This window comes from Kitasatospora sp. NPDC059795, from assembly GCF_042732175.1.
Taxonomy (GTDB): Bacteria; Actinomycetota; Actinomycetes; order Streptomycetales; family Streptomycetaceae; genus Kitasatospora.
Genome location: NZ_JBHWID010000036.1, coordinates 1 through 23,393, shown reverse-complemented (window position 1 = coordinate 23,393; position 23,393 = coordinate 1). Strand labels below are relative to the sequence as shown.

Annotated in this window: 22 protein-coding genes, 5 tRNA genes and 1 pseudogene; 8 read left to right on the top strand and 20 right to left on the bottom strand. The window is 71.9% G+C overall.

All coding sequences use genetic code 11. From position 1 onward, the window contains the following. Positions 1-54: 54 nt before the first annotated feature. The 3 genes from thiD to ACFV4P_RS35285 all read right to left on the bottom strand — a co-directional run bounded on the left by thiD (position 55) and on the right by ACFV4P_RS35285 (position 3,015). Positions 55-858, bottom strand: a complete 804-nt coding sequence (thiD, locus tag ACFV4P_RS35295) for a bifunctional hydroxymethylpyrimidine kinase/phosphomethylpyrimidine kinase (RefSeq protein WP_380477582.1) — start codon at positions 856-858, stop codon at positions 55-57. 31 nt (positions 859-889) lie between these two features. Further along, positions 890-1,915 (bottom strand): ATP-dependent 6-phosphofructokinase, encoded by a 1,026-nt coding sequence (locus ACFV4P_RS35290; protein ID WP_380477581.1) that lies wholly within the window; start codon positions 1,913-1,915, stop codon positions 890-892. 131 nt (positions 1,916-2,046) lie between these two features. Continuing rightward, positions 2,047-3,015, bottom strand: a complete 969-nt coding sequence (locus tag ACFV4P_RS35285) for a thiamine-phosphate kinase (protein WP_073813969.1) — start codon at positions 3,013-3,015, stop codon at positions 2,047-2,049. A gap of 170 nt (positions 3,016-3,185) precedes the next feature. Here ACFV4P_RS35285 and ACFV4P_RS35280 point away from each other — a divergent pair, with 170 nt between their 5' ends. Then, complete coding sequence (locus tag ACFV4P_RS35280; RefSeq protein ID WP_073813971.1) at positions 3,186-3,419, top strand: Lrp/AsnC family transcriptional regulator; 234 nt, start codon at positions 3,186-3,188, stop codon at positions 3,417-3,419. Between the two features lie 19 nt (positions 3,420-3,438). Continuing rightward, positions 3,439-3,975, top strand: coding sequence for a DUF3515 domain-containing protein (locus ACFV4P_RS35275; RefSeq protein WP_380477580.1), 537 nt, complete (start codon positions 3,439-3,441; stop codon positions 3,973-3,975). A 44-nt stretch (positions 3,976-4,019) separates the two neighbouring features. Here the strand turns inward: ACFV4P_RS35275 and ACFV4P_RS35270 are convergent, their stop codons facing one another. The 3 genes from ACFV4P_RS35270 to ACFV4P_RS35260 are packed head-to-tail and all read right to left on the bottom strand — an operon-like array spanning position 4,020 to position 6,994. Next, entirely contained in the window at positions 4,020-5,162 is a 1,143-nt protein-coding gene (locus ACFV4P_RS35270) for a D-alanine--D-alanine ligase family protein (RefSeq protein WP_380477579.1), read from the bottom strand. 30 nt (positions 5,163-5,192) lie between these two features. Beyond that, entirely contained in the window at positions 5,193-6,176 is a 984-nt protein-coding gene (locus ACFV4P_RS35265; protein WP_380477583.1) for an NAD(P)H-dependent glycerol-3-phosphate dehydrogenase, read from the bottom strand. A gap of 14 nt (positions 6,177-6,190) precedes the next feature. Continuing rightward, complete coding sequence (locus tag ACFV4P_RS35260; RefSeq protein WP_380477578.1) at positions 6,191-6,994, bottom strand: lysophospholipid acyltransferase family protein; 804 nt, start codon at positions 6,992-6,994, stop codon at positions 6,191-6,193. 342 nt (positions 6,995-7,336) lie between these two features. On the opposite strand from ACFV4P_RS35260, the pseudogene cofC reads away from it, so the two are divergent. Next, positions 7,337-7,957, top strand: a pseudogene (cofC, locus tag ACFV4P_RS35255) (2-phospho-L-lactate guanylyltransferase); the annotation flags it as partial. Between the two features lie 239 nt (positions 7,958-8,196). Here the strand turns inward: cofC and ACFV4P_RS35250 are convergent. Then, positions 8,197-8,589, bottom strand: coding sequence for a hypothetical protein (locus ACFV4P_RS35250; protein ID WP_073813979.1), 393 nt, complete (start codon positions 8,587-8,589; stop codon positions 8,197-8,199). Further along, a complete protein-coding gene (locus ACFV4P_RS35245) occupies positions 8,586-8,831 on the bottom strand; it encodes a hypothetical protein (RefSeq protein ID WP_380477577.1) in 246 nt (81 codons plus the stop codon). Before ACFV4P_RS35245 ends, ACFV4P_RS35250 begins: the two co-directional genes overlap by 4 nt. Before the next feature lie 141 nt (positions 8,832-8,972). Here ACFV4P_RS35245 and ACFV4P_RS35240 point away from each other — a divergent pair, with 141 nt between their 5' ends. Continuing rightward, the gene (locus tag ACFV4P_RS35240) at positions 8,973-9,713 is read left to right on the top strand and encodes a GntR family transcriptional regulator (protein WP_380477576.1); all 741 of its coding nucleotides are present in this window, start codon (positions 8,973-8,975) and stop codon (positions 9,711-9,713) included. Positions 9,714-10,002: 289 nt separating this feature from the next. Here ACFV4P_RS35240 and ACFV4P_RS35235 read toward each other — a convergent pair whose 3' ends face one another. The 4 genes from ACFV4P_RS35235 to leuC all read right to left on the bottom strand — a co-directional run bounded on the left by ACFV4P_RS35235 (position 10,003) and on the right by leuC (position 13,243). After that, on the bottom strand, positions 10,003-10,650 hold the full coding sequence (locus ACFV4P_RS35235) for an HU family DNA-binding protein (protein ID WP_380477575.1): 648 nt from the start codon (positions 10,648-10,650) through the stop codon (positions 10,003-10,005). A gap of 133 nt (positions 10,651-10,783) precedes the next feature. Further along, positions 10,784-11,074 carry a hypothetical protein gene (locus ACFV4P_RS35230; protein ID WP_380477574.1) on the bottom strand — a complete coding sequence of 97 codons (291 nt, stop codon included), beginning with the start codon at positions 11,072-11,074 and terminating at the stop codon, positions 10,784-10,786. Between the two features lie 147 nt (positions 11,075-11,221). Then, positions 11,222-11,818, bottom strand: a complete 597-nt coding sequence (leuD, locus tag ACFV4P_RS35225) for a 3-isopropylmalate dehydratase small subunit (RefSeq protein WP_380477573.1) — start codon at positions 11,816-11,818, stop codon at positions 11,222-11,224. Positions 11,819-11,821: 3 nt separating this feature from the next. Beyond that, positions 11,822-13,243, bottom strand: a complete 1,422-nt coding sequence (leuC, locus tag ACFV4P_RS35220) for a 3-isopropylmalate dehydratase large subunit (protein ID WP_380477572.1) — start codon at positions 13,241-13,243, stop codon at positions 11,822-11,824. A 232-nt stretch (positions 13,244-13,475) separates the two neighbouring features. Between leuC and ACFV4P_RS35215 the strand changes: the two genes are divergently transcribed. Beyond that, entirely contained in the window at positions 13,476-14,189 is a 714-nt protein-coding gene (locus ACFV4P_RS35215; protein WP_073813998.1) for an IclR family transcriptional regulator, read from the top strand. A gap of 422 nt (positions 14,190-14,611) precedes the next feature. Here the strand turns inward: ACFV4P_RS35215 and ACFV4P_RS35210 are convergent. From ACFV4P_RS35210 to ACFV4P_RS35175, 8 genes are all read right to left on the bottom strand, one after another. After that, positions 14,612-14,686 (bottom strand) — tRNA-Gln (locus ACFV4P_RS35210). 4 nt (positions 14,687-14,690) lie between these two features. Then, a tRNA-Glu gene (locus ACFV4P_RS35205) sits at positions 14,691-14,763 on the bottom strand. A 17-nt stretch (positions 14,764-14,780) separates the two neighbouring features. Beyond that, positions 14,781-14,853: transfer RNA gene (locus tag ACFV4P_RS35200), tRNA-Glu, on the bottom strand. A 35-nt stretch (positions 14,854-14,888) separates the two neighbouring features. Continuing rightward, positions 14,889-14,961, bottom strand: a tRNA-Glu gene (locus ACFV4P_RS35195). 22 nt (positions 14,962-14,983) lie between these two features. Next, positions 14,984-15,055, bottom strand: a tRNA-Gln gene (locus tag ACFV4P_RS35190). A 199-nt stretch (positions 15,056-15,254) separates the two neighbouring features. Next, a complete protein-coding gene (gltX, locus tag ACFV4P_RS35185; protein ID WP_380477571.1) occupies positions 15,255-16,772 on the bottom strand; it encodes a glutamate--tRNA ligase in 1,518 nt (505 codons plus the stop codon). Continuing rightward, complete coding sequence (locus tag ACFV4P_RS35180; protein ID WP_380477570.1) at positions 16,769-17,566, bottom strand: fumarylacetoacetate hydrolase family protein; 798 nt, start codon at positions 17,564-17,566, stop codon at positions 16,769-16,771. Before ACFV4P_RS35180 ends, gltX begins: the two co-directional genes overlap by 4 nt. Positions 17,567-17,669: 103 nt before the next feature. After that, positions 17,670-17,873 (bottom strand): hypothetical protein, encoded by a 204-nt coding sequence (locus tag ACFV4P_RS35175; RefSeq protein WP_073814010.1) that lies wholly within the window; start codon positions 17,871-17,873, stop codon positions 17,670-17,672. A 523-nt stretch (positions 17,874-18,396) separates the two neighbouring features. Between ACFV4P_RS35175 and ACFV4P_RS35170 the strand changes: the two genes are divergently transcribed. The 3 genes from ACFV4P_RS35170 (at position 18,397) to ACFV4P_RS35160 (ending at position 23,346) form a co-directional block, all read left to right on the top strand. Then, on the top strand, positions 18,397-22,332 hold the full coding sequence (locus ACFV4P_RS35170) for a nitrate- and nitrite sensing domain-containing protein (protein WP_380477569.1): 3,936 nt from the start codon (positions 18,397-18,399) through the stop codon (positions 22,330-22,332). A gap of 13 nt (positions 22,333-22,345) precedes the next feature. Beyond that, positions 22,346-22,759 (top strand): roadblock/LC7 domain-containing protein, encoded by a 414-nt coding sequence (locus ACFV4P_RS35165; RefSeq protein ID WP_030057391.1) that lies wholly within the window; start codon positions 22,346-22,348, stop codon positions 22,757-22,759. A gap of 170 nt (positions 22,760-22,929) precedes the next feature. Further along, a complete protein-coding gene (locus ACFV4P_RS35160) occupies positions 22,930-23,346 on the top strand; it encodes a DUF742 domain-containing protein (protein WP_380477568.1) in 417 nt (138 codons plus the stop codon). Positions 23,347-23,393: the final 47 nt, after the last annotated feature.

The following is a 23,393-nucleotide window of genomic DNA, read 5'->3' as shown; positions in this document are numbered from 1 at the left end:
GAACGGCGGGGCCGGGTCTGCGGTCGTGGCCCCGCCGTTCCCCGAGCCCCTGTCCTAGCTTCTCGCCTGCCAGAAGTGGTCCACCGGCCCGATGCCGGCGCCGAGCGGGAAGCCGTGTTCGATGGCGCCCGTCACGTAGGCCTTGGCGTTCGCGACCGCCTCCGGCATCTCGTCGCCCTTGGCGAGCTGCGCGGCGATGGCGCTGGCGAGGGTGCAGCCGGTGCCGTGGGTGTGGCGGTTGTCGTGGCGGGGGGCCCGGTACCAGTGGGTTTCGCCGGTGGGGCCGAGGAGGAGGTCGGCGGCTTCGCCTTCGAGGTGGCCGCCCTTGACGAGGGTCCAGCGGGGGCCGAGGTCGCGGAGCGCCTTCGCGGCGTCCAGCATGTCGCTTTCGCCGGTGACCTCGAGGCCGGTGAGTTGGGTCACTTCGTGCAGGTTGGGGGTGACCAGGTCGGCGACCGGCAGGAGGCGCTCGCGGACGGTGAGCACGGCCTCCGCGGCGAGCAGCGCGTCGCCGTGCTTGGAGACGCCGACGGGGTCGACGACCACGGGGGCGGGGGCGTCGGCGAGGAGCGCGGAGACGGTTTCGACGAGTTCGATAGAGGCCAGCATGCCGGTCTTGATCGCCTGGACGCCGATGTCGTCGACGACGCTGCGGTACTGGGCGCGGACGGCTTCGGCGGGGAGTTCCCAGTAGCCCTGGACGCCGAGCGAGTTCTGCGCGGTGACGGCGGTGATGACGCTCATGCCGTGGACGCCGAGGGCGAGCATCGCCTTGAGGTCGGCCTGGATGCCGGCACCGCCGCCGCTGTCGGAGCCGGCGACGGTGAGCACCCGGGGCGGGGCGGTGTTGATGGTCATGCGCCCCAACCTACCCACCGGCGGATTCGCGTCAGAGCACGGCCTCGGATTCGATCCAGCGGCCCGCCGGGACGGTCTTGAGCTGGACGACGGCGTCGGCGATCGGGGTGAGGTGGATCTCGGTGCGGCGCAGTGCGGTGAAGTGTCCGAAGGCCCCTTGGTGGACGGCTTCGACGGCGTGCCAGCCGAAGCGGGTGGCGAGGACGCGGTCGAGTGCGGTGGGGGTGCCGCCGCGCTGGGTGTGGCCGAGGATGACCGGGCGGGCCTCCTTGCCGAGGATGTTCTCCAGTTCGACGGCGAGCCGGGTGCCGATGCCGCCGAAGGTCCGGTGGCCGAACCGGTCGACTTCGCCGTGTTCGAAGCGCAGGGTGCCGGGCAGGGGTTGGGCGCCTTCGGCGACGGCGACGATGGCGAACTTCTTGCCGCGCCGGAAGCGGTCCTCGATCATCCGGGCGACGGCTTCGATGTCGAAGGGCTTCTCGGGGATGAGGATGCCGTGGGCGCCGCCGGCCATGCCCGCGGTGAGGGTGATCCAGCCGGTGTGGCGGCCCATCAACTCGACGACCATGACACGTTGGTGGGACTCGGCGGTGGTCTTGAGGCGGTCGATGGCCTCGGTGGCGACGTGCACGGCGGTGTCGAAGCCGAAGGTGACGTCGGTGGCGTCGATGTCGTTGTCGATGGTCTTGGGGACGCCGACGACGGGGAGTCCGGCGTCGCTGAAGAGTTTGGCGGCGGTGAGGGTGCCTTCGCCGCCGATCGCGATCAGGGCGTCGATGCCGATCCGGGCGGCGAGTTCGGCGGAGTTCTCGACCGCCCAGCGGATCTTCTCGCGCTGCACCCGGGCGGAGCCGAGGATGGTGCCGCCGAGGGTGAGCAGGCCGGTGACGTCGTCGTGCGAGATCGGGCGGGTGCGGCTCTCGATCAGGCCGAGGAAGCCGTCCTCGATGCCGATGATCTCGTCGCCGTGGACGTCGGTGCCGCGGTGCACGACGGAGCGGATCACCGCGTTGAGTCCGGGGCAGTCGCCGCCGCTGGTGAGAACGCCGATGCGCATGGTGGCTGTGCTCTCCTGCTCCCGGGGGCCGCGGGCCCCCGCGTAGGTGGACCGGGCCGTCGAGGCGGTCGGCCCGCCCGACATCCGTCACCCTACGCGGTCGGCGCGCTGCCCCCGGGGAGCCACAAGGCCTACTGTTCGGCGAAGTGGTCCCAGCCGGCGGTGCGGTCCCAGGGGGCGCCGTCGACCGTGACCACTCCCCCGCGGCCGGTCCGGGCCGGGCGCACCACTTCGCCGATCTTCCGCCAGCGGGACGGGAGTTGGACGCTCTTGGGGAAGGTCGCCACGATCGCGTGGTCCTCGCCGCCGGACAGCACCCACACCAGCGGGTCGACGCCGACGGCCTGGCCGATGTCGGCCATCTGCGCGGGGACGTCGAAGTCGGCGGCGTGCAGGTCGATGTCGACGGCGCTGGCCCGGGCGACGTGGCCGAGGTCGGCGACCAGCCCGTCGGAGACGTCGACCATGGCGGTGGCGCCGAGGTCGCTGGCGGCGGGGCCGGCGTGGTACGGCGGTTCCGGGCGGCGGTGCGCCTCGACGAAGGCCCGCGGGGAGCGGAAGCCGCGCTGCAGGACGGTCAGGCCGGCGGCGGACCAGCCGAGCCAGCCGGTGACGGCGACGACGTCGCCGACCTGGGCGCCGGAGCGCACCACGGGCCGCCGGCCCTGGAGGTCGCCGAGCGCGGTGATGGCGAGGGTGATGGTGTCGCCGCGGACCACGTCGCCGCCGACCACGGTGGCCCCGGCGACCTGGCATTCGTCGCGCAGGCCGTCCATCAGTTCGGTGGCCCAGGTGGTGGGCAGGTCGGCGGGGGCGACCAGGCCGAGCAGCAGGGCGGTGGGGACGGCGCCCATCGCGGCGATGTCGGCGAGGTTCTGCGCGGCGCACTTGCGGCCCACGTCGTACGCGGTGGACCAGTCGCGGCGGAAGTGCCGGCCCTCGATGAGGACGTCGGTGGTGGCGACCACCCGGCCGTCGGGGGCCTTGACGACGGCGGCGTCGTCACCGGGCCCGAGTTCCACCGCCGGCGTCATCGGCAGCCGCGCGGTCAGTTCCCGGATGAGCCCGAACTCGCCGAGCTCGCCCACGGTCCCCTGCATCAGCCCGTCCTCCCGCGTTCTTCACGTGATCCGTCTGGGGTGCGCCCCCCGCGCGGCAGCGTACGCCCTCGGAGGGTGCGGAGGTCTCCCCTGTGCCGCTGTCGCGCGGTAGCGTGGTGATCAGACTGCCGGTCAGCAACTCCCCCCACCCAGCCGCCTGGAGGTCCACCGTGGTGCAGGCGTACATCCTGATTCAGACCGAGGTGGGAAAGGCCACCGCGGTCGCCGAGTCCATTGCCAAGATCCCCGGCGTGCTCACCGCCGAGGACGTCACCGGCCCGTACGACGTGATCGTCCGGGCCGAGTCGGAGTCGATCGACGAACTGGGCCGCCTGGTGGTGGCGAAGGTGCAGCAGGTGGACGGGATCACCCGCACCCTCACCTGTCCGGTGGTCCGCCTGTAGGGGCGCTTACCATCGACGGGTGTCTTCTCGCGACCTCCTGAACCGCCTCCCCGCGCCGGTCCGCTGGTTCGGACCCCCCGCCGTCCTGCTGGCCGTGACGGCGGGGCTGGTCGCGTTCTGGAATGGCGACCCGGACGTGGCGCCGCCGACGCCGAGCGCCCAGGCCGCCGAGTACTGCCGGGCGCTGGACGCGAAGCTGCCGGGCGACGTGCTCGGCCACCCGCGCAAGGACCCGTCCCCGGCCTCGCCGTACACCGCCGCCTGGGCGTCCTCGCCCCGCACCGTGCTGACCTGCGGCGGGGACCGGCCGGACTACCTGAACTCCGCCCGGATGGGCCCGTGCATCGACGAGGTCAGCTGGGGCGTGAACGAGGACGGCCAGGGCGGCTACTGGTTCGCCACCGGACTGCGCAAGGCGTACGTGGAGGTGCACGTCCGGTCCGGCGCGTACCCCAACTACGCGGACCCGCTGAGCTCCTTCTCGGACGCCATCCGGTCGACCATCCCGGTGATCAACGACAAGGCCGAGTCGGAGTGCTTCGGCGCCGACGCCTAGGGCCTGTCCGGTCGACAGGCCCTGGCGTCGGCAGCCGGGCGTCGTCAGCGCAGGCCGGTGGAGCGGCGCAGCGCCGCGGCCAGCAGGCGGTCGATCAGCTCGGCGTAGGGCACGCCGGTGGCCTCCCACATCTTGGGGTAGGCGGAGATCGGCGTGAAGCCGGGCATGGTGTTGATCTCGTTGACCATCCACCGGCCGTCGTTCAGCAGGAAGAAGTCGACCCGGGCCAGGCCCTCGCAGCCGAGGCCCTCGAAGACCTCGACGGCCTGCCGCTGGAGTTCGGTGCGCTCGGCGTCGGTGAGCCTGGCCGGGATCTCGACCTCGGAGGAGTCGATGTACTTGGCCTCGAAGTCGTAGAACTCGAAGTCGGCGTCGACCAGCACCTCGGCGGGCACCGAGGCACGCGGGCCGTCCTCGAACTCCAGCACTCCGCACTCGATCTCGCGGCCCTCGACGCCCTTCTCCACGATCACCTTGGGGTCGTGGCGGCGGGCCTCGTCGATCGCGGCGTCCAGGTCGGCGAGGTCCTTGACCTTGGTGATGCCGATCGAGGAGCCGGCCCGGCAGGGCTTGACGAACAGCGGCAGGCCGAGCGCGGCGATCCGCTCGCGGGCGGCGGCGCGGCCGTCCTCGGTCTGCCAATCGCGCGGCTTGACCACCGTGTACTCGCCCGCGTACAGGCCGAGCGACTCGATGATCCGCTTGGTGAACTCCTTGTCCATGCCGACCGAGCTGGCCAGCACGCCGGAGCCGACGTACGGCACCCCGGAGAGCTCCAGCAGGCCCTGCAGGGTGCCGTCCTCGCCCCAGGGGCCGTGCAGCAGCGGCAGCACCACGTCGACCTCGCCGAGCACCTTGGGGGCGGCGCCGGGCTCGCTCCACACGACGTCCCGGTTGCCGGGGGCGACGGGCAGCGCCACCTGGCCCTCGGTGGACTCGGCGACCTGGTCGACGTCGGGCATCCGGCCGTCGGTGATCGTCATCCGGGCGGGTTCGTCGCCGACCAGGGCCCAGCGGCCCTCGTGGGTGATGCCGATCGGCAGCACCTCGTACTTGCTGCGGTCGATCGAGCGCAGCACGCTGGCGGCGGTGACCACGGACACGCCGTGCTCGGAGCTCCGACCGCCGAAGACGATCGCGACGCGCGGCTTGGCCGACTGGTTCGGGGAGGTCTGTTCGATGCTCATAACGGCGTTGAGACTACCGTCCGATTCCGGTCATCGGCGCTCCGGCTTGGCCGAACGGGCCATCAAGCCCTCCAGCACCTCCTGCGTCGGACGGCCGTTGTGGACGACGTCGACCACCGCTTCGACGATCGGCATCTCCACGCCGTTGCGGCGCGCCAGGTCGAGCACCGACTCGCAGGACTTCACGCCCTCCGCGGTCTGGCTGGTCGCCGCGATGGTCTCGGCGAGCGTCATGCCGCGGCCCAGGTTGGTGCCGAAGGTGTTGTTCCGGGACAGCGGCGAGGAGCACGTCGCCACCAGGTCGCCCATGCCCGCGAGGCCCGCGAAGGTGTGCGCGTCGGCGCCCAGGCGCAGGCCGAGGCGGGTGGTTTCGGCCAGCCCGCGGGTGATCAGGGTGGCCTTGGTGTTGTCGCCCAGGCCCATGCCGTTGGCCATGCCGACCGCCAGGCCGATCACGTTCTTCACCGCGCCGCCGAGCTCGCAGCCCACCACGTCGGTGTTGGTGTAGGGGCGGAAGTACGGGGTGTGGCAGGCCTTCTGGAAGCGCTTGGCGACCTCCTCGTCGGTGCACGCGACCACGGTGGCGGCGGGCTGCCGGTTGGCGATCTCGCCGGCCAGGTTGGGGCCGGACACCACCACGACGCGCTCCGGACCGACCTGCGCGACCTCCTCGACGACCTCGCTCATCCGCTTCGCGGTGCCGAGTTCGATGCCCTTCATCAGGCTGACCAGCACGGTGTCCGGGCCCAGCAGCGGCGCCCAGTGCGCGAGGTTGTCGCGCAGCGTCTGGGACGGCACCGAGAGCACCGCGAAGTCCGCGCCGGCCAGCGCGGCGGCCGCGTCGGTGGTCGCCCGGATCGACGGCGGGAGTGCCCGGCCCGGCAGGTAGTCCGGGTTGACGTGCTCCTTGTTGATGGCGTCGGCGAGTTCCTGCCGGCGGCCCCACAGGGTCACCTCGCAGCCGGCGTCGGCCAGGATCATCGCGAAGGCGGTGCCCCAGGAGCCCGTCCCCATCACGGCGCAGCGGGTCACCGGCCGCCCTCCTCGGCGGCGCGCTCGCGCTTGGCCTCGGCGGCCGTGGCCCGTTCCCGGGCGGCCTTGCGCATGTCGTAGCGCTCGGCGGGGGCCTGCTCGCCGCGGATCCCCTCCAGCACGGCGGTGATCGCCGCCATGATGTCGTCGGTGGCGTCGCGGAGCACCTGGGCGGTGATCTCCTGCCCCTGGTACTTGCTGAGGTCCACGGCCGGGCCGGCCGCCACCGTCACCTTGTGGCGCGGGAACAGGTGGTACTTGCCCCTGCCGCCCTTGCCGTACGGCGGGATGATCTCCTGCGCGCCCCAGTGCGCGACCGGGATCACCGGCGCGCCCGTCATCAGCGCGACCCGGGCGGCGCCGCTCTTGCCGGTCATCGGCCACATGTCCGGGTCCCGGGTGAGGGTGCCCTCCGGGTAGAACTGCACGCACTGCCCGGAGTTGACCGCCTCGATCGCGGCCCGGAACGCGTCCGCGGCGTCGGTGGACTCCCGGAACACCGGGATCTGGCCGGTCTTGCGCAGCATGAAGCCGATGAACGGCACCTGGAACAGCGAGGACTTGGCGAGTATCCGCGGCGGGCGGCCCGAGTTGTACTGCCAGTGCCCGTAGAACACCGGGTCGATCACCGAGTTGTGGTTCACCACCGCGATGAAGCCCTCGTTCGCGGGCAGGTGCTCCCAACCCCGCCAGTCCGTCGTCGCCAGGGCGTTTGTCACCGGCTTCACGAGCGCGGCCGCCAGGCGGTACCAGATCCCGTAGTCGCCGTTTCCGAACCTGGCGTTAGAGCGGCGGGCCACCCAGCTCCTCCTCTTTCGCGCGGCGTCCCGCCCGGGCGGTGCCGCTGGTCTCTCTCCCTCGCCGGGGGGCCGGGCAGCGGCTCCGAGGCGCCGACCAGTCTCACCCGCGAGGGAAGTCCGTGTCGAGCAGCCACCACCGCCACCGGCCGACCGGTGACCTGCCGACCGCCCCGGGCGCGATCCGGAGCCGGTGGCCAAGCCTCCCCGGCGGACGCCACAATGACGCCGATGACAGAGGACACCGTACGCCCCGCCGCCGACCGCCCGTCCGCCCCGGGGGCGGGGCCGGGCAGCCGGTCCGAGCTGCGGCCGGACGCTGCGGCGGCATCGTCCGACTGGACCATGGTCGTCCCGTTGAAGCCGCCCGGCGAGGGGAAGAGCCGCCTGTCGGCGCTCGGCGAGCTGCGGCCCCGACTCGCGCTGGCCTTCGCGCTCGACACCGTCGCCGCGGCGCTCGCCTGCCCCGCGGTCGGACGGGTACTGGTGGTCGGACGGGATCCGCGCGCCGCGAGTGCGCTGCGCGCGCTGGGGGCGACCGTCCTCGACGACGAACCCGGCGACGGCCTCAACCGGGCGTTCCTGCACGGCACTTCCGCCGCGCACCGGCTACGCCCCCGCTCCCCCGTCGCCACCCTCTGCGCGGACCTGCCGGCGCTGCGGCCCGCCGAACTCGCCCGCGTGCTGGCCGCCGTGCCCCCGCACGGCCGGGCCTTCCTCGCGGACGCCCTCGGCACCGGGACGGTACTGCTCGCCGCACCGGCCGGCGCGCCGCTGCGCCCGTCCTTCGGGCCGGGCTCCCGGGAGCGGCACGCGGCCGGCGGGGCGACCGAGATAAGGCTCCTCGACGTGCCGTCCGTCCGGCAGGACGTCGACACCCCCGAGGACCTGGCCGCGGCCCACGAACTCGGCCTCGGCCCGGCCACCGACGCCCTGCTCCGAAGCTCTATGCTGCTTCCCATGCAGGCCACCGCGTTCACCTACGACCCCACGACCCGCTCCGGCTCGGTCCTGCTCGACGACGGCACCCCCCTCCCGTTCGACGCCCCGGCCTTCGACGCCGGCGGCCTCCGGCTGCTCCGCCCCGGCCAGCGGCTGCGCATCCGCACCGCCGGCGAGGGCCCCGCCCGCCGCGTCGTCTTCCTCACCCTCCCGACCTTCCCGGACCCCGAGTCCGTCTGACGCCCCGCCGGCCGGGGCGTCGGTCAGGCGCTGCGCGGGAGGCGCTCCTCCGGGTCGGGGAACCCGACCGTGTCGTGCAGGCAGAGCGCCATCACGGCCGGGGTGTTGAGCAACTCCAGGCGCTTCGGGGCGGGTTGCAGCGGGCCGTCACTGGTGGGGACCACCCTGATCTGGCGGTTGTGGCCGAGCAGGACGAAGCTCAGCAGCAGGTGGCCGTCCCTGGCCAGGAACCCCTCGGTGCGCTGCGCGGCGTCGGGGCCGAAGAAGTAGCGGTAGGCCTCGTACTGCGTCCACCCCAGCGGGAGCGTGCGGAGCGTGCCCCAGAGTGAGGCGAGCGCGTCCGCGAGGGACGCGAACGAGGTCGTTTCGGTGATGCCTTCGATGCTGGCGGCGTATCCGGTCTGCGGGCCTTTCACGGCGGCTCCTGGGGCGGGTCGAGTTCGGCCCAGATGGTGTCGGACCGGGCGGTGTGGCGATGTCCGTAGCGGTCGGCCTCGGTGAGGACGTCGAGAAGCACCAGGTGGGCCTCGGCGTCCGGGTTTTCGGCGAGGGTGGCTTCGATCCGGTAGCCGCCGCCGGGGAGGCGGCGGATCCGGGCTTCGGCCCCGGTGGCGGCGGCGAGCCTGGATGCAAGGTCGAACACCCTGGTGGTTCGCACGTCACGCCCCTCCCCCGAAGTCGGCCGATCACGCAAAGTGAATCTAAGCCATTAGATTCCACCTGATGCATTAGATTGTCAAGCTGAATCACCCGTCCTGCCGCAGCCCGGCAGGTCTCGCCTTCCGCCGGGAGATGCCAGATGCCGTCACAGGACCCGCCGTACCTCCGCATCGCGGACCATCTGCGCCGCCGCGTGGAGAACGAGGAGTGGGCGATCGGTGAGCGGCTGCCGTCCCGTGCGCAGTTGGCCGTGAACTACGGCGTCGGGGCCAACGTGCTCCAGCGGGCGATGGAAGTCCTCATCGCCGAAGGCCTGTTGGAGGGGCGGGCGGGTTCCGGCACCTACCTGCGCGAGCCGGTCGAGCGGCGTCCGATGCGGCGCGTGCGCTCGGCCGCCGCGTTCCCGGCTTCCGCTGTGCCGGACGGGAGTTGGGAGTCGCACAGCGATTCCCGGGTGGAGCCGCCGCCGGCCGTCGCGCGCCGACTCGGCCTGGAACCGGGCGAGTTGACGGTGCACACCCGCTACGAGTTCATGCTGGAGCACAAGCCGGTCCAACTCGCCGAGTCCTGGGAGCCGATGGCGATCACCGCCGGAACTCCCGTCCTGCTCCCGGAGTTGGGGCCGCTGGCCGGCCGGGGCGTGGTGCAGCGGATGGCCTCCATCGGCATCCGGGTGGTGCGCGCGGAGGAACGCCCGCGCCCGGGGCGGGCGACGGCGGAGCAGGCGAATCTGCTCGGGATCGGCACCGGCGACCCGGTGATGCTGATCGAGCGGACGTATCTGGACGACTCCGGCCGAGCGGTGGAGACCGCGGATCTGGTCATTCCGGATTCCCGCTGGGAGATCATCTACGAGCTGCCGGTGGAACAGCCGGAGTAATTCCTTCCGGCCCGACGCATTTCCCGGCCGTCGGCCCGGAGAGCCGTACCCGGTGTCACACTCGGCGTCGCACTCGGCATCGCGCGCGAGGCGGCGCGGGATGGTTGCACAGACCGTTGCATCGGCCGTTGCACAGACCGTTGCACAGACCGTTCCATCGGCCGTTGCAGGGCGCGAAAAGGCCGCGACGGCCCCGTCCCGGGTCTCCGGAGGTCCGGGTTCCCTGGCGTGGGGCCGTCACGGCCTGGCCGCCCCGGCGCCGGCTGTCCGGCACCGGGCTCGGTGCGACTTACTTGGCGGTGGACTTGCGCGCCGTGGTCTTGCGCGCGGTGGTCTTCTTCGCCGGAGCGGTCTTCTTGGCCGCGGCCTTCTTGGTGGCGGCCGCGGTGGTGGTCTTCTTCGCCGCGGTGGTCTTGGTGGTGGTGGCCTTCTTGACCGCGGTGGCCTTCTTCGCCGCCGTGGTGGCGGTCTTCTTGGCGGCGGCGGTCTTGGCGGTGGTCGCCTTCTTGGCCGCGGCCTTCTTGGTCGCCGGGGCGGCGGCAGCGGCAGCACGCTTGGTGGCGGCGCGCTTGGCGGCCGGGGTGGCGGCAACGCCGGACTTGCCCGGGGTCAGCGAGCCCTTGGGGGCCTTCTTCACGGACGGGCCCTCCTTCGGCAGCTTCTTGCTGCCGGAGACGAGGTCCTTGAAGCCCTGGCCGGGGCGGAACCGCGGCACGGCGGTCTTCTTGACCTTGACCCGCTCACCGGTCTGCGGGTTGCGGGCGAAGCGCGCCGAGCGCTCCACCTTCTCGAAGGTGCCGAAACCGGTGACCGACACCCGGTCACCCGCCACGACGGCACGCACCATGGTGTCGAGCACTGCGTCGACGGCCTCTGCGGCAGCCTTGCGACCGCCCAGCTGCTCGGCCACCGCTTCGACAAGCTGAGCCTTGTTCACGTCTTCCCCTTCGGAAACGGGCGCCGGATGATTCCATCCGTTCTTTTCGCACGTTAGGTATGTATCTGCGGACTTTCAATTACCAAACGCGTGAATCACCCTAGTGTCGCAACGTATTTGCGCATGGAGGTGCTCACCGGGGCGGCATCCGCCCCTCGTCGAGGTCCTGCACAAAGCGACTCAACCGCCGTGCCGCCTCCGGGAGATCACGCTTGGCGGTCTCGGTGACGATCAGCAGTTGTCGGGTGAGAGCGGTCTTTGCGTCCGTCGACACGTTCAGCGCGTGAACGCGGGCGTGGGCTTGCTTCAACCGCTCGGCCACCAGTGCGTGGAGCAGGGTGACTTCCGAGTCGGCAGCACCCTCCCGACCCTCCGAGGACGCGGGTTCGCCACCTGCGTACGGCGGTTCGGGGTTGTGGTGCATGCAACGATTGTGCCATCTGTACGCAGTTGCGCTGAACCAGGGTCTATTCCCGGCTGACGAACTCCCCTGCGAACAACGAAGACCCGCCCCGGAGGGGGGCGGGTCTTGTTGTCCGGCTGTGTTGTCTGCGTGTCAAAAAGCGGAGACTCAGACAGCCGGGAGGGTACGCGGCTTGAAGCTCGGCCGCGTCGCTTCGAACGCCGCGACATCGGCCTCGTTCTGCAGGGTGATGCTGATGTCGTCCAGGCCGTTCAGCAGCCGCCAACGCACGTTGTCGTCCAGCTCGAACGGAGCGGTGACGCCTTCCGCGCGGACCTCGCGGGCCTCCAGGTCGACAGTGATCTCCACCGTCGGGTCGGCCTCCGTCAACTCCCAGAGCCGTTCCACGGTCTCCTGCAGCAGAACCACCGTCAGCAGGCCGTTCTTCAGCGAGTTGCCGCGGAAGATGTCGGCGAAACGGGAGGAGACGACGGCCTGGAAGCCGTAGTTCTGCAGCGCCCAGACGGCGTGCTCGCGGGACGAGCCGGTGCCGAACTCGGGGCCCGCCACCAGGACCGAGGCGCCCTGGCGCTCGGGGCGGTTGAGAACGAACTCCTCGTCCTTGCGCCAGGCCTCGAACAGACCGTCCTCGAAGCCGGAACGGGTGACCTTCTTCAGCCAGTGCGCCGGGATGATCTGGTCGGTGTCCACGTTCGAGCGGCGCAGCGGAACGGCGCGGCCGGTGTGGGTGGTGAACTTCTCCATGGCTCAGGCCTCCACGGCAACGTTGTTCGGCAGGTCGGACGGTGCGGCCAGACGGCCGACCAGCGCGGTGGCCGCGGCGACCTGGGGAGAGACCAGGTGGGTGCGCCCGCCCTTGCCCTGGCGGCCCTCGAAGTTGCGGTTCGAGGTGGACGCGCAGCGCTCGCCCGGGGCCAGCTGGTCGGGGTTCATGCCCAGGCACATCGAGCAGCCGGCGTGCCGCCACTCGGCGCCCGCGGCGGTGAACACCTTGTCCAGGCCCTCCTCGACGGCCTGCAGGGCGACCCGGACGGAGCCCGGAACGACCAGCATCCGCACGCCGTCGGCGATCCGACGACCCTCCAGGACGGCGGCCGCGGCGCGCAGGTCCTCGATCCGGCCGTTGGTGCAGGAGCCGACGAACACCGCGTCGACCTTGACCTCGCGCAGCGGGGTGCCGGCCTCCAGGCCCATGTACTTCAGGGCGTTCTCGGCGGCGATCCGCTCCTGCGGGTCCTCGAAGTCGGCCGGGTTCGGCACGCTGGCGCCCAGCGGCGCACCCTGGCCCGGGTTGGTGCCCCAGGTGACGAACGGGGTCAGCTCGGCGGCGTCGATGAACACCTCGGCGTCGAACACCGCGTCCTCATCGGTGGCCAGGGTCTCCCAGTAGGCGACCGCGGCGTCCCAGTCCGCGCCCTGCGGGGCGTGCGGACGGCCCTGCAGATAGTCGAAGGTGGTGCGGTCCGGGGCGATCATGCCGGCCCGGGCGCCCGCCTCGATGGACATGTTGCAGATCGTCATCCGGGCCTCCATGGAGAGGCTGCGGATCGCCGAACCGCGGTACTCCAGGACGTAGCCCTGGCCGCCGCCGGTGCCGATCTTGGTGATCACGGCCAGGATCAGGTCCTTGGCGGTGACGCCCTCGGGCAGCTCGCCCTCGACGGTGATCGCCATGGTCCTGAACGGGGCCAGCGGCAGCGTCTGGGTGGCCAGCACGTGCTCGACCTGGCTGGTGCCGATGCCGAACGCCAGTGCACCGAAAGCGCCGTGGGTGGAGGTGTGGGAGTCGCCGCACACCACGGTCATGCCCGGCTGGGTCAGACCCAGCTGCGGGCCGACCACGTGCACCACGCCCTGCTCGACGTCGCCCAGAGAGTGGATGCGCACGCCGAACTCCTCGGCGTTCTTGCGCAGCGTCTCCAGCTGCACCCGGGAGACCGGGTCGGCGATCGGCTTGTCGATGTCCAGGGTGGGGGTGTTGTGGTCCTCCGTGGCGATCGTCAGATCGGTACGGCGCACCTGACGGCCGGCCAGCCGGAGCCCGTCGAACGCCTGCGGGCTGGTCACCTCGTGCAGCAGGTGCAGGTCGATGTAGAGCAGGTCGGGCTCGCCCTCGGCGCGCCGGACGACGTGGTCGTCCCAGACCTTCTCTGCGAGTGTCCGTCCCATCGGATTCCCTCCAGCCGGCCGCTCTGCCGGCCTTCTCGTGATCGTCGAGGTCTTGTCCCGTGCCGCCGTGTAAGGCTTGCTCGGCATCGTGACCCGCACGCCGGACCGTCCAGCATCCGGACACCGTGTACGGTTCCGCGCTGGGTGTTCTCCCGGGCTGCTGACTCCAGAGTGGCGGTTTTCCCGGAAGATTGAACTTGCGTCTCGCTGATTGAGACTGCAGTATCGAGACATGGACAACACTAGCGGCGTCGGCGTTCTCGACAAGGCCGCTCTGGTGCTGAGTGCACTGGAGTCGGGCCCCGCCACGCTGGCGGGGCTGGTCGCCGCCACCGGTCTGGCCCGGCCCACCGCCCACCGACTCGCCGTCGCGCTCGAACACCACCGCCTGGTCACCAGGGACATGCAGGGCCGCTTCATTCTCGGCCCCCGGCTCGCCGAACTCTCCGCCGCCGCAGGCGAAGACCGGCTCCTCGCCGCGGCCGGGCCGGTGCTCACGCACCTGCGCGACGTGACGGGCGAGAGCGCGCAGCTCTATCGCCGCCAGGGCGAGATGCGGATCTGCGTGGCCGCGGCCGAGCGTCTCTCGGGCCTGCGCGACACCGTGCCGGTCGGCTCCACCCTCCCGATGAAGGCCGGCTCCGCCGCGCAGGTCCTGCTCGCCTGGGAAGAGCCCGAGCGCCTCCACCGCGGCCTCCAGGGCGCGCGGTTCACCGCCACCGCGCTCAGCGGCGTCCGCCGCCGCGGCTGGGCCCAGTCCATCGGCGAACGCGAACCCGGCGTGGCCTCCGTCTCCGCCCCCGTCCGCGGCCCCTCCAACCGCGTCGTCGCCTCCGTCTCCGTCTCCGGCCCCATCGAACGCCTCACCCGCCACCCGGGCCGGCTCCACGCCCAGGCCATCATCGAAGCCGCCAACCGCCTCACCGAGGCCCTCCGCCGCAGCTGAGACCCCCACCCGCCCACCTGCCCCCGGCCCTCCCGCCGGGGGCAGACGCGTTTGGGGCGGACAGCCCCTCGGAACCTCAGCGAGACGGAACCCACAGCCAACGAAGCACGGCAGGCCTACGAGAACCACGAGTTGAGGCCGACCCCCGGACGAGTCGACCACCCACTCCGCACCGGGACCCGAGCACCCCAGACAGATGGAGCACGGTAGGCACCGACGTGAGACCAGCCGGGCCGGCAAAGCACGGCCGCCCGAAGGAGCCGACCCTCCACAGCAAGCCGCAGGCGAAGCGCCGCAGGCAGGCGAAGCGCCGTGGTGCACGTGGGCTGGGGGTGCACGGGTGGGTGGGCGGGCGGGGTGGGTGGGGAACGCAAAAAAGCCCCGGTTTCCCGGAGCTTGTTCACTACTCTATGAGCTTTTCTTGGCTGGGGTACCAGGACTCGAACCTAGACTAAATGAACCAGAATCACTCGTGCTGCCAATTACACCATACCCCAAAAGTACCCCCGACCGGATTCGAACCGGCGCTACCGCCTTGAGAGGGCGGCGTGCTAGGCCGCTACACAACGGGGGCCCTAGCGCGAATGAGAGTACCCCCGACCGGATTCGAACCGGCGCTACCGCCTTGAGAGGGCGGCGTGCTAGGCCGCTACACAACGGGGGCGTGTCTCATTCATTCTGCAATTGTCAAGAATTGCGTACCCCCGACCGGATTCGAACCGGCGCTACCGCCTTGAGAGGGCGGCGTGCTAGGCCGCTACACAACGGGGGCTTTGCTGCACTTGCGTACTGCGCTGGGGTACCAGGACTCGAACCTAGACTAACTGAACCAGAATCAGTCGTGCTGCCAATTACACCATACCCCACCAGAGTTCAACCCCCTTGCAGGGACCTTCCTCGGTGTCTTGCGCCTCCCTTGCCCGGGCGGCGCAGAAAGAACATTACCCGACGCCCCGCCCGGCTCCAAAATCGATAACCGCAGGCCGTGCGCCGGACACCTGCGGGCCAGGTCAAGGACCTGGCCCGCAGGGGGTCGGACGGGCCCTCAGGGGGCCTGGTCGCGGCTCAGGAGGCCGGCAGCAGCTCCAGCGCGGCGAGCAGGCGACGCAGCGTCTCCTCGCGGCCCAGCAGCTCCATGGACTCGAACAGCGGCGGCGAGACCCGACGCCCGGTCACGGCCACCCGCAGCGGGGTGAAGGCGAACTTGGGCTTGATGCCGAGGCCTTCGACCAGGGCCTCGCGCAGCGCGGCCTGGATCGGGTCGGGGGTGAAGTCCGTCAGCTCGGTGAGCGCCTTGACGGAGGCTTCGAGGACCGGCCGGGCGTCGGCGTTGAGCACCTTCGCGCCGTCCTCCGGGTCGACCGTGAAGTCGGCGGGGGCGACGAACAGGAAGCCGGCCATCGTGACGATCTCGGAGAGGACGATCATCCGCTCCTGGGTGAGCGGCGCGACCTTGCCGAGCAGTTCGAGCTGCTCGGCGGTCGGCTCGGCGGGGAGCAGCCCGGCGGCCTGAAGGTAGGGCACCAGGCGGTTGACGAACTCCTCGGGGGCGAGCCGGCGGACGTGCTCGGCGTTGATGTGCTCGGCCTTCTTGAGGTCGAAGCGCGCCGGGTTGCCGTTGACGTCGTCGATGTCGAAGGCGGCGACCATCTCGTCGATGTCGAAGATGTCGCGGTCCTCGGAGAGCGACCAGCCCAGCAGGGCAAGGTAGTTGAGCAGGCCCTCGGGCAGGAAGCCGCGCTCGCGGTACAGGTTGAGCGAGGCCTGCGGGTCGCGCTTGGAGAGCTTCTTGTTGCCCTCGCCCATCACGTACGGCAGGTGGCCGAAGCGCGGGGTGGCGCCGTTGCCGACGCCGATGTCCGCGAGGGCGGCGTAGAGGGCGATCTGACGCGGGGTGGAGGAGAGCAGGTCCTCGCCGCGCAGGACGTGGGTGATCTCCATGAGGGCGTCGTCGACCGGGTTGACCAGGGTGTACAGCGGGGCGCCGTTGGCCCGGACGATGCCGTAGTCGGGGACGTCCTTCGGGTCGAAGGAGATCGGGCCGCGGACCAGGTCGTCGAAGGACAGCGTGGTGTCGGGCATCCGGAAGCGGAGGATCGACGGGCGGCCCTCCTGCTCGTAGACGGCGATCCGGTCGGCCGTCAGGTCGCGGCAGTGGCCGTCGTAGCCGGAGGGCTTGCCGGCGGCGCGGGCGGCCTCGCGGCGGGCGTCCAGCTCCTCGGTGGTGCAGTAGCAGGGGTAGGCGTGGCCGGCCTCGCGCAGGCGGTTGGCGACGTCCGCGTAGATGTCCATCCGCTGCGACTGGCGGTAGGGGGCGTGCGGGCCGCCGATCTCCGGGCCCTCGTCCCAGTCGAAGCCGAGCCAGCGCATGGCGTCGAGCAGCTGGTTGTAGGACTCCTCGGAGTCGCGGGCGGCGTCGGTGTCCTCGATGCGGAACACCAGGGTGCCGCCGTTGTGGCGGGCGTAGGCCCAGTTGAAGAGCGCCGTGCGGACCAGGCCGACGTGCGGGTTCCCGGTCGGGGACGGGCAGAAGCGGACCCGGACGTCGGGGTTCTTGTCAGACACGGTTACTGCATCCTTCATCGCTTGACGACCTTGTTGGCGAGGGTGCCGATGCCTTCGACGGAGACGGCGACCTCGTCGCCGATGGCCAGGGGGCCGACACCTGCGGGGGTGCCGGTGAGGATGACGTCGCCCGGGAGCAGGGTCATCGCTTCGGAGATGTGCGCGACCAGTTCGGCGACCGAGCGGGCCATCTGGGAGGTGCGGCCGGCTTGGCGGAGCTCGCCGTTGACGGTGCAGGTGACGGCCAGGTCGGCGGGGTCGAGGTCGGTCTCGATCCACGGGCCGAGCGGGCAGGAGGTGTCGAAGCCCTTGGCGCGGGCCCACTGGCCCTCGCGCTGCTGCACGTCGCGGGCGGTGACGTCGTTGGCGCAGGTGTAGCCGAAGATCACTTCGGGGACCCGGTCGAGCGGCACCTCGCGGCACATCCGGCCGATCACCACGGCGAGTTCGGCCTCGTACTGGACGTCCGAGGAGAACGGCGGGTACGCGATGGACTCGGAGGGGCCGATGACGGCGGTGGAGGGCTTGAAGAACGTCAGCGGGACGGGCGGGACGTCGTTGCCCAGTTCGGCGGCGTGGTCGGCGTAGTTGCGGCCGACCGCCACGATCTTGCTGGGGAGCATCGGGGCCAGCAGGCGGACGTCCTGCAGGCGGTGGGTCTCGCCCGTCGGCTGGGGGGTGCCGAAGGGGTGGCCGGCGAGGGTGTGCACCACCAGCGATTCGGGTTGTGCGGCGTCCCCCTCGATGATTCCGAAGGAGACCGAGCCCGCCGCGGGGCTCCCTTCACGGACGGAGAACCTGGCGATACGCACAGCCCTGCAACCTCTCGGTTCGTCGGCCGCCCGGACGCTCCCGGGCGGTTGCCGAGCCCGCAGTACCGGGCCCGGCTGTGACACCAGGTTATCGGCGCTGTGGTCAGTCCTGCGGCAGGCGGGGGGCCGGTGCCGCCATCAGGACGGTGCGGCGCGGGTTGGCGGTGGCGCCGGGCAGGGTGGCGGCGTACGCGCGGGGGGTGCGGTCGCCGAAGCCGGGCAGCTGGGAGAAGTCCGCGACGGAGGCCAGGGTGGTGCGGCGCGGGTTGGCCGTGGAGGGGGTGGCCGTCGGGGTCGTCTCGGACATTTGCGTCTGCACCTTGTTTCGCTCGAACGGACTTTTGCGCGGGCCTGCCGCTGGGCAGGCTCCGGTCAACCCTGCCAGGTTAGGGAGCCCATTCCACAGCGGCCGTGACCGAAGCTACACATTCGACTGTGAGTTTGCTCACAATTACCGCCGCAATGGGCACGGAAGTGACGATTCCGGACCAATGGAAAAATCCACCATTGTGGATATCTCGGACATTTGCCGCACAAGCCGATCTTCCTCTTTATTGACATGACTGCGGCGAGTGTCCGAAAAGGACCGTATTCCGAGCAGCCAACAACACGGAACGTGAGACGTTGCACGCAGCGGGTAGCCCTGGACACCGAGTCGTAACGGCCCTTGTTGGACTTCCCCTGCTGTGCTGGAATGCCACGGAAAAACTCGACACCGCTCTCTCTCCGCCCGGCGGGGAAGGGCGCCCGGTCCAGAGGTTGCGACGCCAGTGCAGGGACGTTTCAAGAGGGGCAACGGCGCCGCGGGTGAGCCGGAGTCGCGGGAGCCCGTGTCCGGCCCCCACCAGGCGGCACCGACGACAAGCCAGGGTGAGCGGCCGTTCGGCGCCCCAGCCGAGGCCGCCGCCGACAGCAGTTCCCCAGGCGCCGAGAGCGCGCCCAAGCAGCAGGACGGCAGCAGCGCGCCGGCCGACAAGCAGAGCCGCCGCGCCAAGCTGCGCGGCACGCTCAACCGCCGTCGGGCCACCGGCGTGAGCCGCTTCGCCATGCGCAACTGGCGAATCCGCACCCGTCTGATCGCGCTGCTCTTCCTGCCCGTGGCGGTCTCGCTGGTGCTCGGCGGTCTGCGCGTGCAGACCTCCATGGAGAACTCCCGCCAGCTGTCCCAGATGAGCGACCTGGCCGAACTGGCCCGCAACGCCACCGCCCTGGCCAACGCCCTGCAGTACGAGCGCGACGTCTCGGCCGGCCCGCTGGCCGCCGGCGGCTCCGCCGACACGGACCCCGAGATCTCCGACGCGTACAAGCAGACCAACACGCTGTCGAAGACCTTCAACGCCAGCGCGGACAAGTTCGACAACCTCGACCTGGCCGGTTCCAAGACCCTGCTGCTGCAGGTCCGCAAGGACCTCAACACGCTGCCCCGGGCCCGTACCGGCGCGTTCAAGAGCCCCGACAACATCCAGGCCACGATCACCAACTACGACGTGATCATCAAGGACCTGATCGGCGCCACCCAGGACATCGCGATCACCTCGAACTCGACCGAGCTGATCAAGACCACCCGTGCGCTGTTCCAGTTCTCCACGGCCAAGGAGTACACCTCGATGCAGCGCGCGCTGATCAGCGCCGCGCTCGCGAACCCGGGCGGCCCGTCGATGTCGGCCTCCGACGAGACCTTCGGCGTCCGCCTGATGAGCTCCGAGGACAACGCGCTCGCCAACTTCACCGCCATCTACGGCGAGAGCGAGGCCCGCGCGCTGCGTGCCGCGATGAGCTACAACCAGGTCGTCGCCGAGGCCGACCGGTTCTCCAAGGCGGCGCTGAACACCAACGGCATCAAGCAGACCGAGAACTCGTCCTACAAGGACTGGTTCGACAAGTCGACCGCCAAGGTCAACGCCGAGAAGACCATCGAGAACAACCTGCTCAACGTCCTCGACGGCAAGGCCCAGGCGCTCCAGTCCGACATCGACACCGAGTCGGTCATCAACGCCTCGCTGGTCGCCCTGGTGCTCGTCGTCGCCATCGCCGGCGCCGCCCTGGTGGCCCGCTCGATGGTGCGCTCGCTGACCCGTCTGCAGGCCGCCGCCGAGGACGTCGCCGAGCGACGCCTGCCCGAGCTGGTCAAGACGCTCTCCGAGAGCGACCCGCACGACGTCGACGTCACCGTCGAGCCGGTCGGCGTCGACTCCGCCGACGAGATCGGCCACGTGGCGCACGCCTTCGACATGGTGCACCGCGAGGCGGTCCGACTGGCCGCCGAGCAGGCGCTGCTGCGAGGCAACATCAACGCGATGTTCACCAACCTGTCGCGCCGCAGCCAGGGTCTGATCCAGCGCCAGCTGTCGCTGATCTCCGAGCTGGAGAGCCGCGAGGCCGACCCGGACCAGCTGGCCTCGCTGTTCAAGCTCGACCACCTCGCCACCCGTATGCGCCGCAACGGCGAAAACCTCCTCGTCCTCGCGGGCGAGGACCCGGGCCGCCGCTGGACCCGCCCCGTCCCGCTGGTCGACGTGCTCCGCGCCGCCGCCTCCGAGGTGGAGCAGTACGAGCGCATCGAACTCGCCTCGGTGCCCACCGCCGAGGTCGCCGGACGCGTCGTCAACGACCTCGTCCACCTGCTCGCCGAGCTGCTGGAGAACGCCACCTCGTTCTCCTCCCCGCAGACCCGGGTCCGGGTCACCGGCCACGCCCTGCCGGACGGCCGGGTGCTGATCGAGATCCACGACACCGGCATCGGCCTCTCCCCCGACGACCTGGCCGACATCAACGAGCGGCTGGCCAACCCGCCGGTCGTGGACGTCTCGGTGTCCCGCCGCATGGGTCTGTTCGTGGTCGGCCGCCTGTCCCTGCGACACGGCATCCGCATTCAGCTCCGCCCGTCCGACTCGGGCGGCACCACCGCGCTGGTCATGCTGCCGGTGGACGTCACCAACTCCGCCGAGCGGCGCGGCAGCCGGCCCGGCGCGGGCCCCGGGGCCGGCCAGGCCGGCCGGCCGCAGCGCGGCGTCGCGCCGACGCCGCGTCAGCAGGGCCGCCCGGCGGGCGACCTGCCCGGTGCGCGCACCGCGCTCGGCCAGGGCCCGGCGGCCGGCGGGCAGGGCGGCCAGGGCGGCCGTCCGCAGCTCGGCCAGGGGCCGATGATGGGCGGCAGCCCCGACCTGTTCACCCCGGGCGCTTCGTCCGGCCCGTCCGCGCCCTCGGGCCAGGCGGGCACGGGCAGCCGGCGCGGGCCGAGCGAGGCGCCCGCGCAGGGCGGCTTCGGCCCCGGCGGCGCGTTCGGCACCGGCCCGGCCCAGGGCGGCCGCGCCGGTGGTCTGCCGACCCGTGCGGTCGGCCAGTCGCTGCGTGAGAACCCGGCGCCGGGTGCGTCCGGCCCGTCCGCCCCGGCCGGTCCGGGTGCGGGTGCGGGTGCCGGTCCGGGTGCGGGTGCCGGTGCGCCGGCCGCCGGCGGGCTGCCGCCGCGGCGGGTGCCGGGCGCATCCGGTGCGCCGGGCCTGCCGGGCGGACCGGGCGGCCAGGGCGGGCTTCCGCCGCGCCGTCCTCAGCCGCCGCAGGGCGGTCCGCGTCGTCCGCAGGGTCCCCAGGCCCCCCAGGGCCCGCAGGCTCCGCTGGGCGGTCCCGAGCGGACCCGTCCGACCGAGGGGCGTCCGGCGCCCGAGGGCCGTCCCGGCCTGGAGAGCCGTCCGGGCGGGGAGCCCACCCAGCACGGCCGTGCCGAGCAGCTGCCGCCGCGCCGGCCGCTGCCGCCGCAGCAGCCGGCCGCGCCGCTGGAGGCCGCCCCGGCGGACCAGTCCGGCGGGTTCGCCCGGCCGCGCTTCGAGGCCTCCGACATCGACCCGCGCGACCCGCTGGGCCTCGGCCTGGTGGAGCCGGTGCTGCCGGACCCGTTGGGTCAGGGCGTGCCGGCGGTGGCGCCGCAGGAGCGTCCGGCCCCGCAGCAGTTCGCGGAGCGGCCGCAGCCGATGGCGCTGCCGACCGGCGGCGAGTCGGCCGGCGCGCCGGAACCGGTCCATGAGCAGGTCCGTTCCCGGGGGTACCAGCCGCAGCGGCCCGGTACCAGTGCGCCCGGGCACGCCCAGCAGCAGTCCCGGCCGGCCCCGCAGGCCCAGGCCCAGGCCCAGGCCCAGGCACCGGCCCCGCAGCGGCAGGCCGCCCGGCCGCAGCCGCAGGGCGAGCCGTTCCAGCAGCAGCGTCCGCAGGGCATGCCGCAGCGCCCGCTGCCCGGTGGCCCGCAGGGCGCCCCGCAGCGTCCGGTGGCGGACCGCCCGGCCCCCCAGGCCGCGCAGCCGCAGCAGCCGTCGCAGCAGCCCCAGCAGGCCCAGCAGGCCCAGCAGGCCCCGCAGCCGCAGCAGGCCCCGCAGCCGACCGACGGTCCGGACGCGCCGTGGCGGCCGTCCGCGAACGACGAGCGGTGGCGCCGGGCCGAGCAGATGCGCGAGCCGCAGACCGACGGCCTGACCACCTCGGGGCTGCCTCGCCGCACCCCGCAGGCCAACCTGGTCTCCGGCAGCGCCGAGGCCAGCCCGCTGACGGGCCCGCAGGTCTCGCGCAGCCCCGAGGAGGTGCGCGGCCGGCTGACCAACCTGCGCCGCGGCATCCAGCAGGGCCGCCAGGCCGGTTCGCAGCAGCCGGGCTCCGGCCGTCCCGCGCCGCAGCAGCGGCCGGGCTTCGACTTCGGCGGCACGTCCGAGGGCCACCGGGGAGCCCAGTTCGACGCCGATGGCAACAACGGCTTCGGCCCCGAGCACCAGGAGCGTTGAGTTGAGTCAGATGATGAGCCAGGCCGCCCAGAACCTGAACTGGCTGATCACCAACTTCGTGGACAACACCCCCGGGGTGTCCCACACGGTGGTGGTCTCCGCCGACGGTCTGCTGCTGTGCATGTCCGAGGGGTTCCCCCGGGATCGCGCCGATCAACTGGCCGCGGTCGCTTCCGGGTTGACCTCGCTGACCTCCGGCGCCAGCCGGATCTTCGAAGGCGGCGAGGTCAACCAGACCGTCGTGGAGATGGAGCGCGGGTTCCTGTTCCTGATGGCCGTCAGCGACGGCTCCGCGCTCGCGGTGCTCGCCTCGCCGGACTCCGACATCGGCCTGGTCGGCTACGAGATGGCCCTGCTGGTCGACCGGGCCGGCGCGGTGCTCACCCCGGCGCTGCGGGCCGAACTCCAGGGCAGCCTGCTGCACTGACGGCCGGTCCGGTCCCTCCCGCTCCTTCGTACCACCCTCACCGTGCCGGACCCACTCGAACCCGGGTCCGGCACACCCACCCCCAAGTCTTCGCGGCACGGTGGCTGACATCCGGTCAGCCGGCCGGCCCAGGGCTCCGGCCGCGAACGACTGCAGCACAAGGAGGACGCATGCCCCCGACACCCGCCGGCAATTACGGAAACGGGTACGGAAACGGCTACGGCGGCCAGCAGTCGGACGGCTACGAGCAGCAGCCGCTGGTCCGCCCGTACGCCATGACCGGCGGACGTACCCGGCCGCGCTACCAGCTGGCCATCGAGGCCCTGATCTCGACCACCGGCACCAACGCGCCGGGCGTGCTGCTCCCCGAGCACGCGCGGATCGTGGCGCTGTGCCGCGAGGTCAAGTCGGTCGCCGAGATCTCCGCGCTGGCGGGAGTCCCGCTCGGGGTGGCCCGCATCCTCGTCGCAGACCTGGCGGAAGCCGGTCTGGTCGCCATCCACCAGCCCGCCGCGGCGGGCGAGTCGGGCGGTACGCCTGACGTCACGCTGCTCGAAAGGGTCCTCAGTGGACTTCGCAAGCTCTAACGCGGCCGCCCCCAGCCGCGCCACCACCTCCGCCAAGATCGTCGTCG

Bases quoted from the DNA above. Each gene is read 5' to 3' on its own strand.
- gltX (WP_380477571.1), bottom strand. From the start codon at position 16,772: ATGAAGGATGCAGTAACCGTGTCTGACAAGAACCCCGACGTCCGGGTC.
- ACFV4P_RS35175 (WP_073814010.1), bottom strand. From the start codon at position 17,873: ATGTCCGAGACGACCCCGACGGCCACCCCCTCCACGGCCAACCCGCGC.
- ACFV4P_RS35165 (WP_030057391.1), top strand. From the start codon at position 22,346: ATGAGCCAGGCCGCCCAGAACCTGAACTGGCTGATCACCAACTTCGTG.
- thiD (WP_380477582.1), bottom strand. From the start codon at position 858: ATGACCATCAACACCGCCCCGCCCCGGGTGCTCACCGTCGCCGGCTCC.
- ACFV4P_RS35230 (WP_380477574.1), bottom strand. From the start codon at position 11,074: ATGCACCACAACCCCGAACCGCCGTACGCAGGTGGCGAACCCGCGTCC.
- ACFV4P_RS35290 (WP_380477581.1), bottom strand. From the start codon at position 1,915: ATGCGCATCGGCGTTCTCACCAGCGGCGGCGACTGCCCCGGACTCAAC.
- leuD (WP_380477573.1), bottom strand. From the start codon at position 11,818: ATGGAGAAGTTCACCACCCACACCGGCCGCGCCGTTCCGCTGCGCCGC.
- ACFV4P_RS35215 (WP_073813998.1), top strand. From the start codon at position 13,476: ATGGACAACACTAGCGGCGTCGGCGTTCTCGACAAGGCCGCTCTGGTG.
- ACFV4P_RS35270 (WP_380477579.1), bottom strand. From the start codon at position 5,162: ATGAGCATCGAACAGACCTCCCCGAACCAGTCGGCCAAGCCGCGCGTC.
- ACFV4P_RS35240 (WP_380477576.1), top strand. From the start codon at position 8,973: ATGCCGTCACAGGACCCGCCGTACCTCCGCATCGCGGACCATCTGCGC.
- ACFV4P_RS35285 (WP_073813969.1), bottom strand. From the start codon at position 3,015: ATGCAGGGGACCGTGGGCGAGCTCGGCGAGTTCGGGCTCATCCGGGAA.
- ACFV4P_RS35160 (WP_380477568.1), top strand. From the start codon at position 22,930: ATGCCCCCGACACCCGCCGGCAATTACGGAAACGGGTACGGAAACGGC.
- ACFV4P_RS35265 (WP_380477583.1), bottom strand. From the start codon at position 6,176: ATGGGGACGGGCTCCTGGGGCACCGCCTTCGCGATGATCCTGGCCGAC.
- leuC (WP_380477572.1), bottom strand. From the start codon at position 13,243: ATGGGACGGACACTCGCAGAGAAGGTCTGGGACGACCACGTCGTCCGG.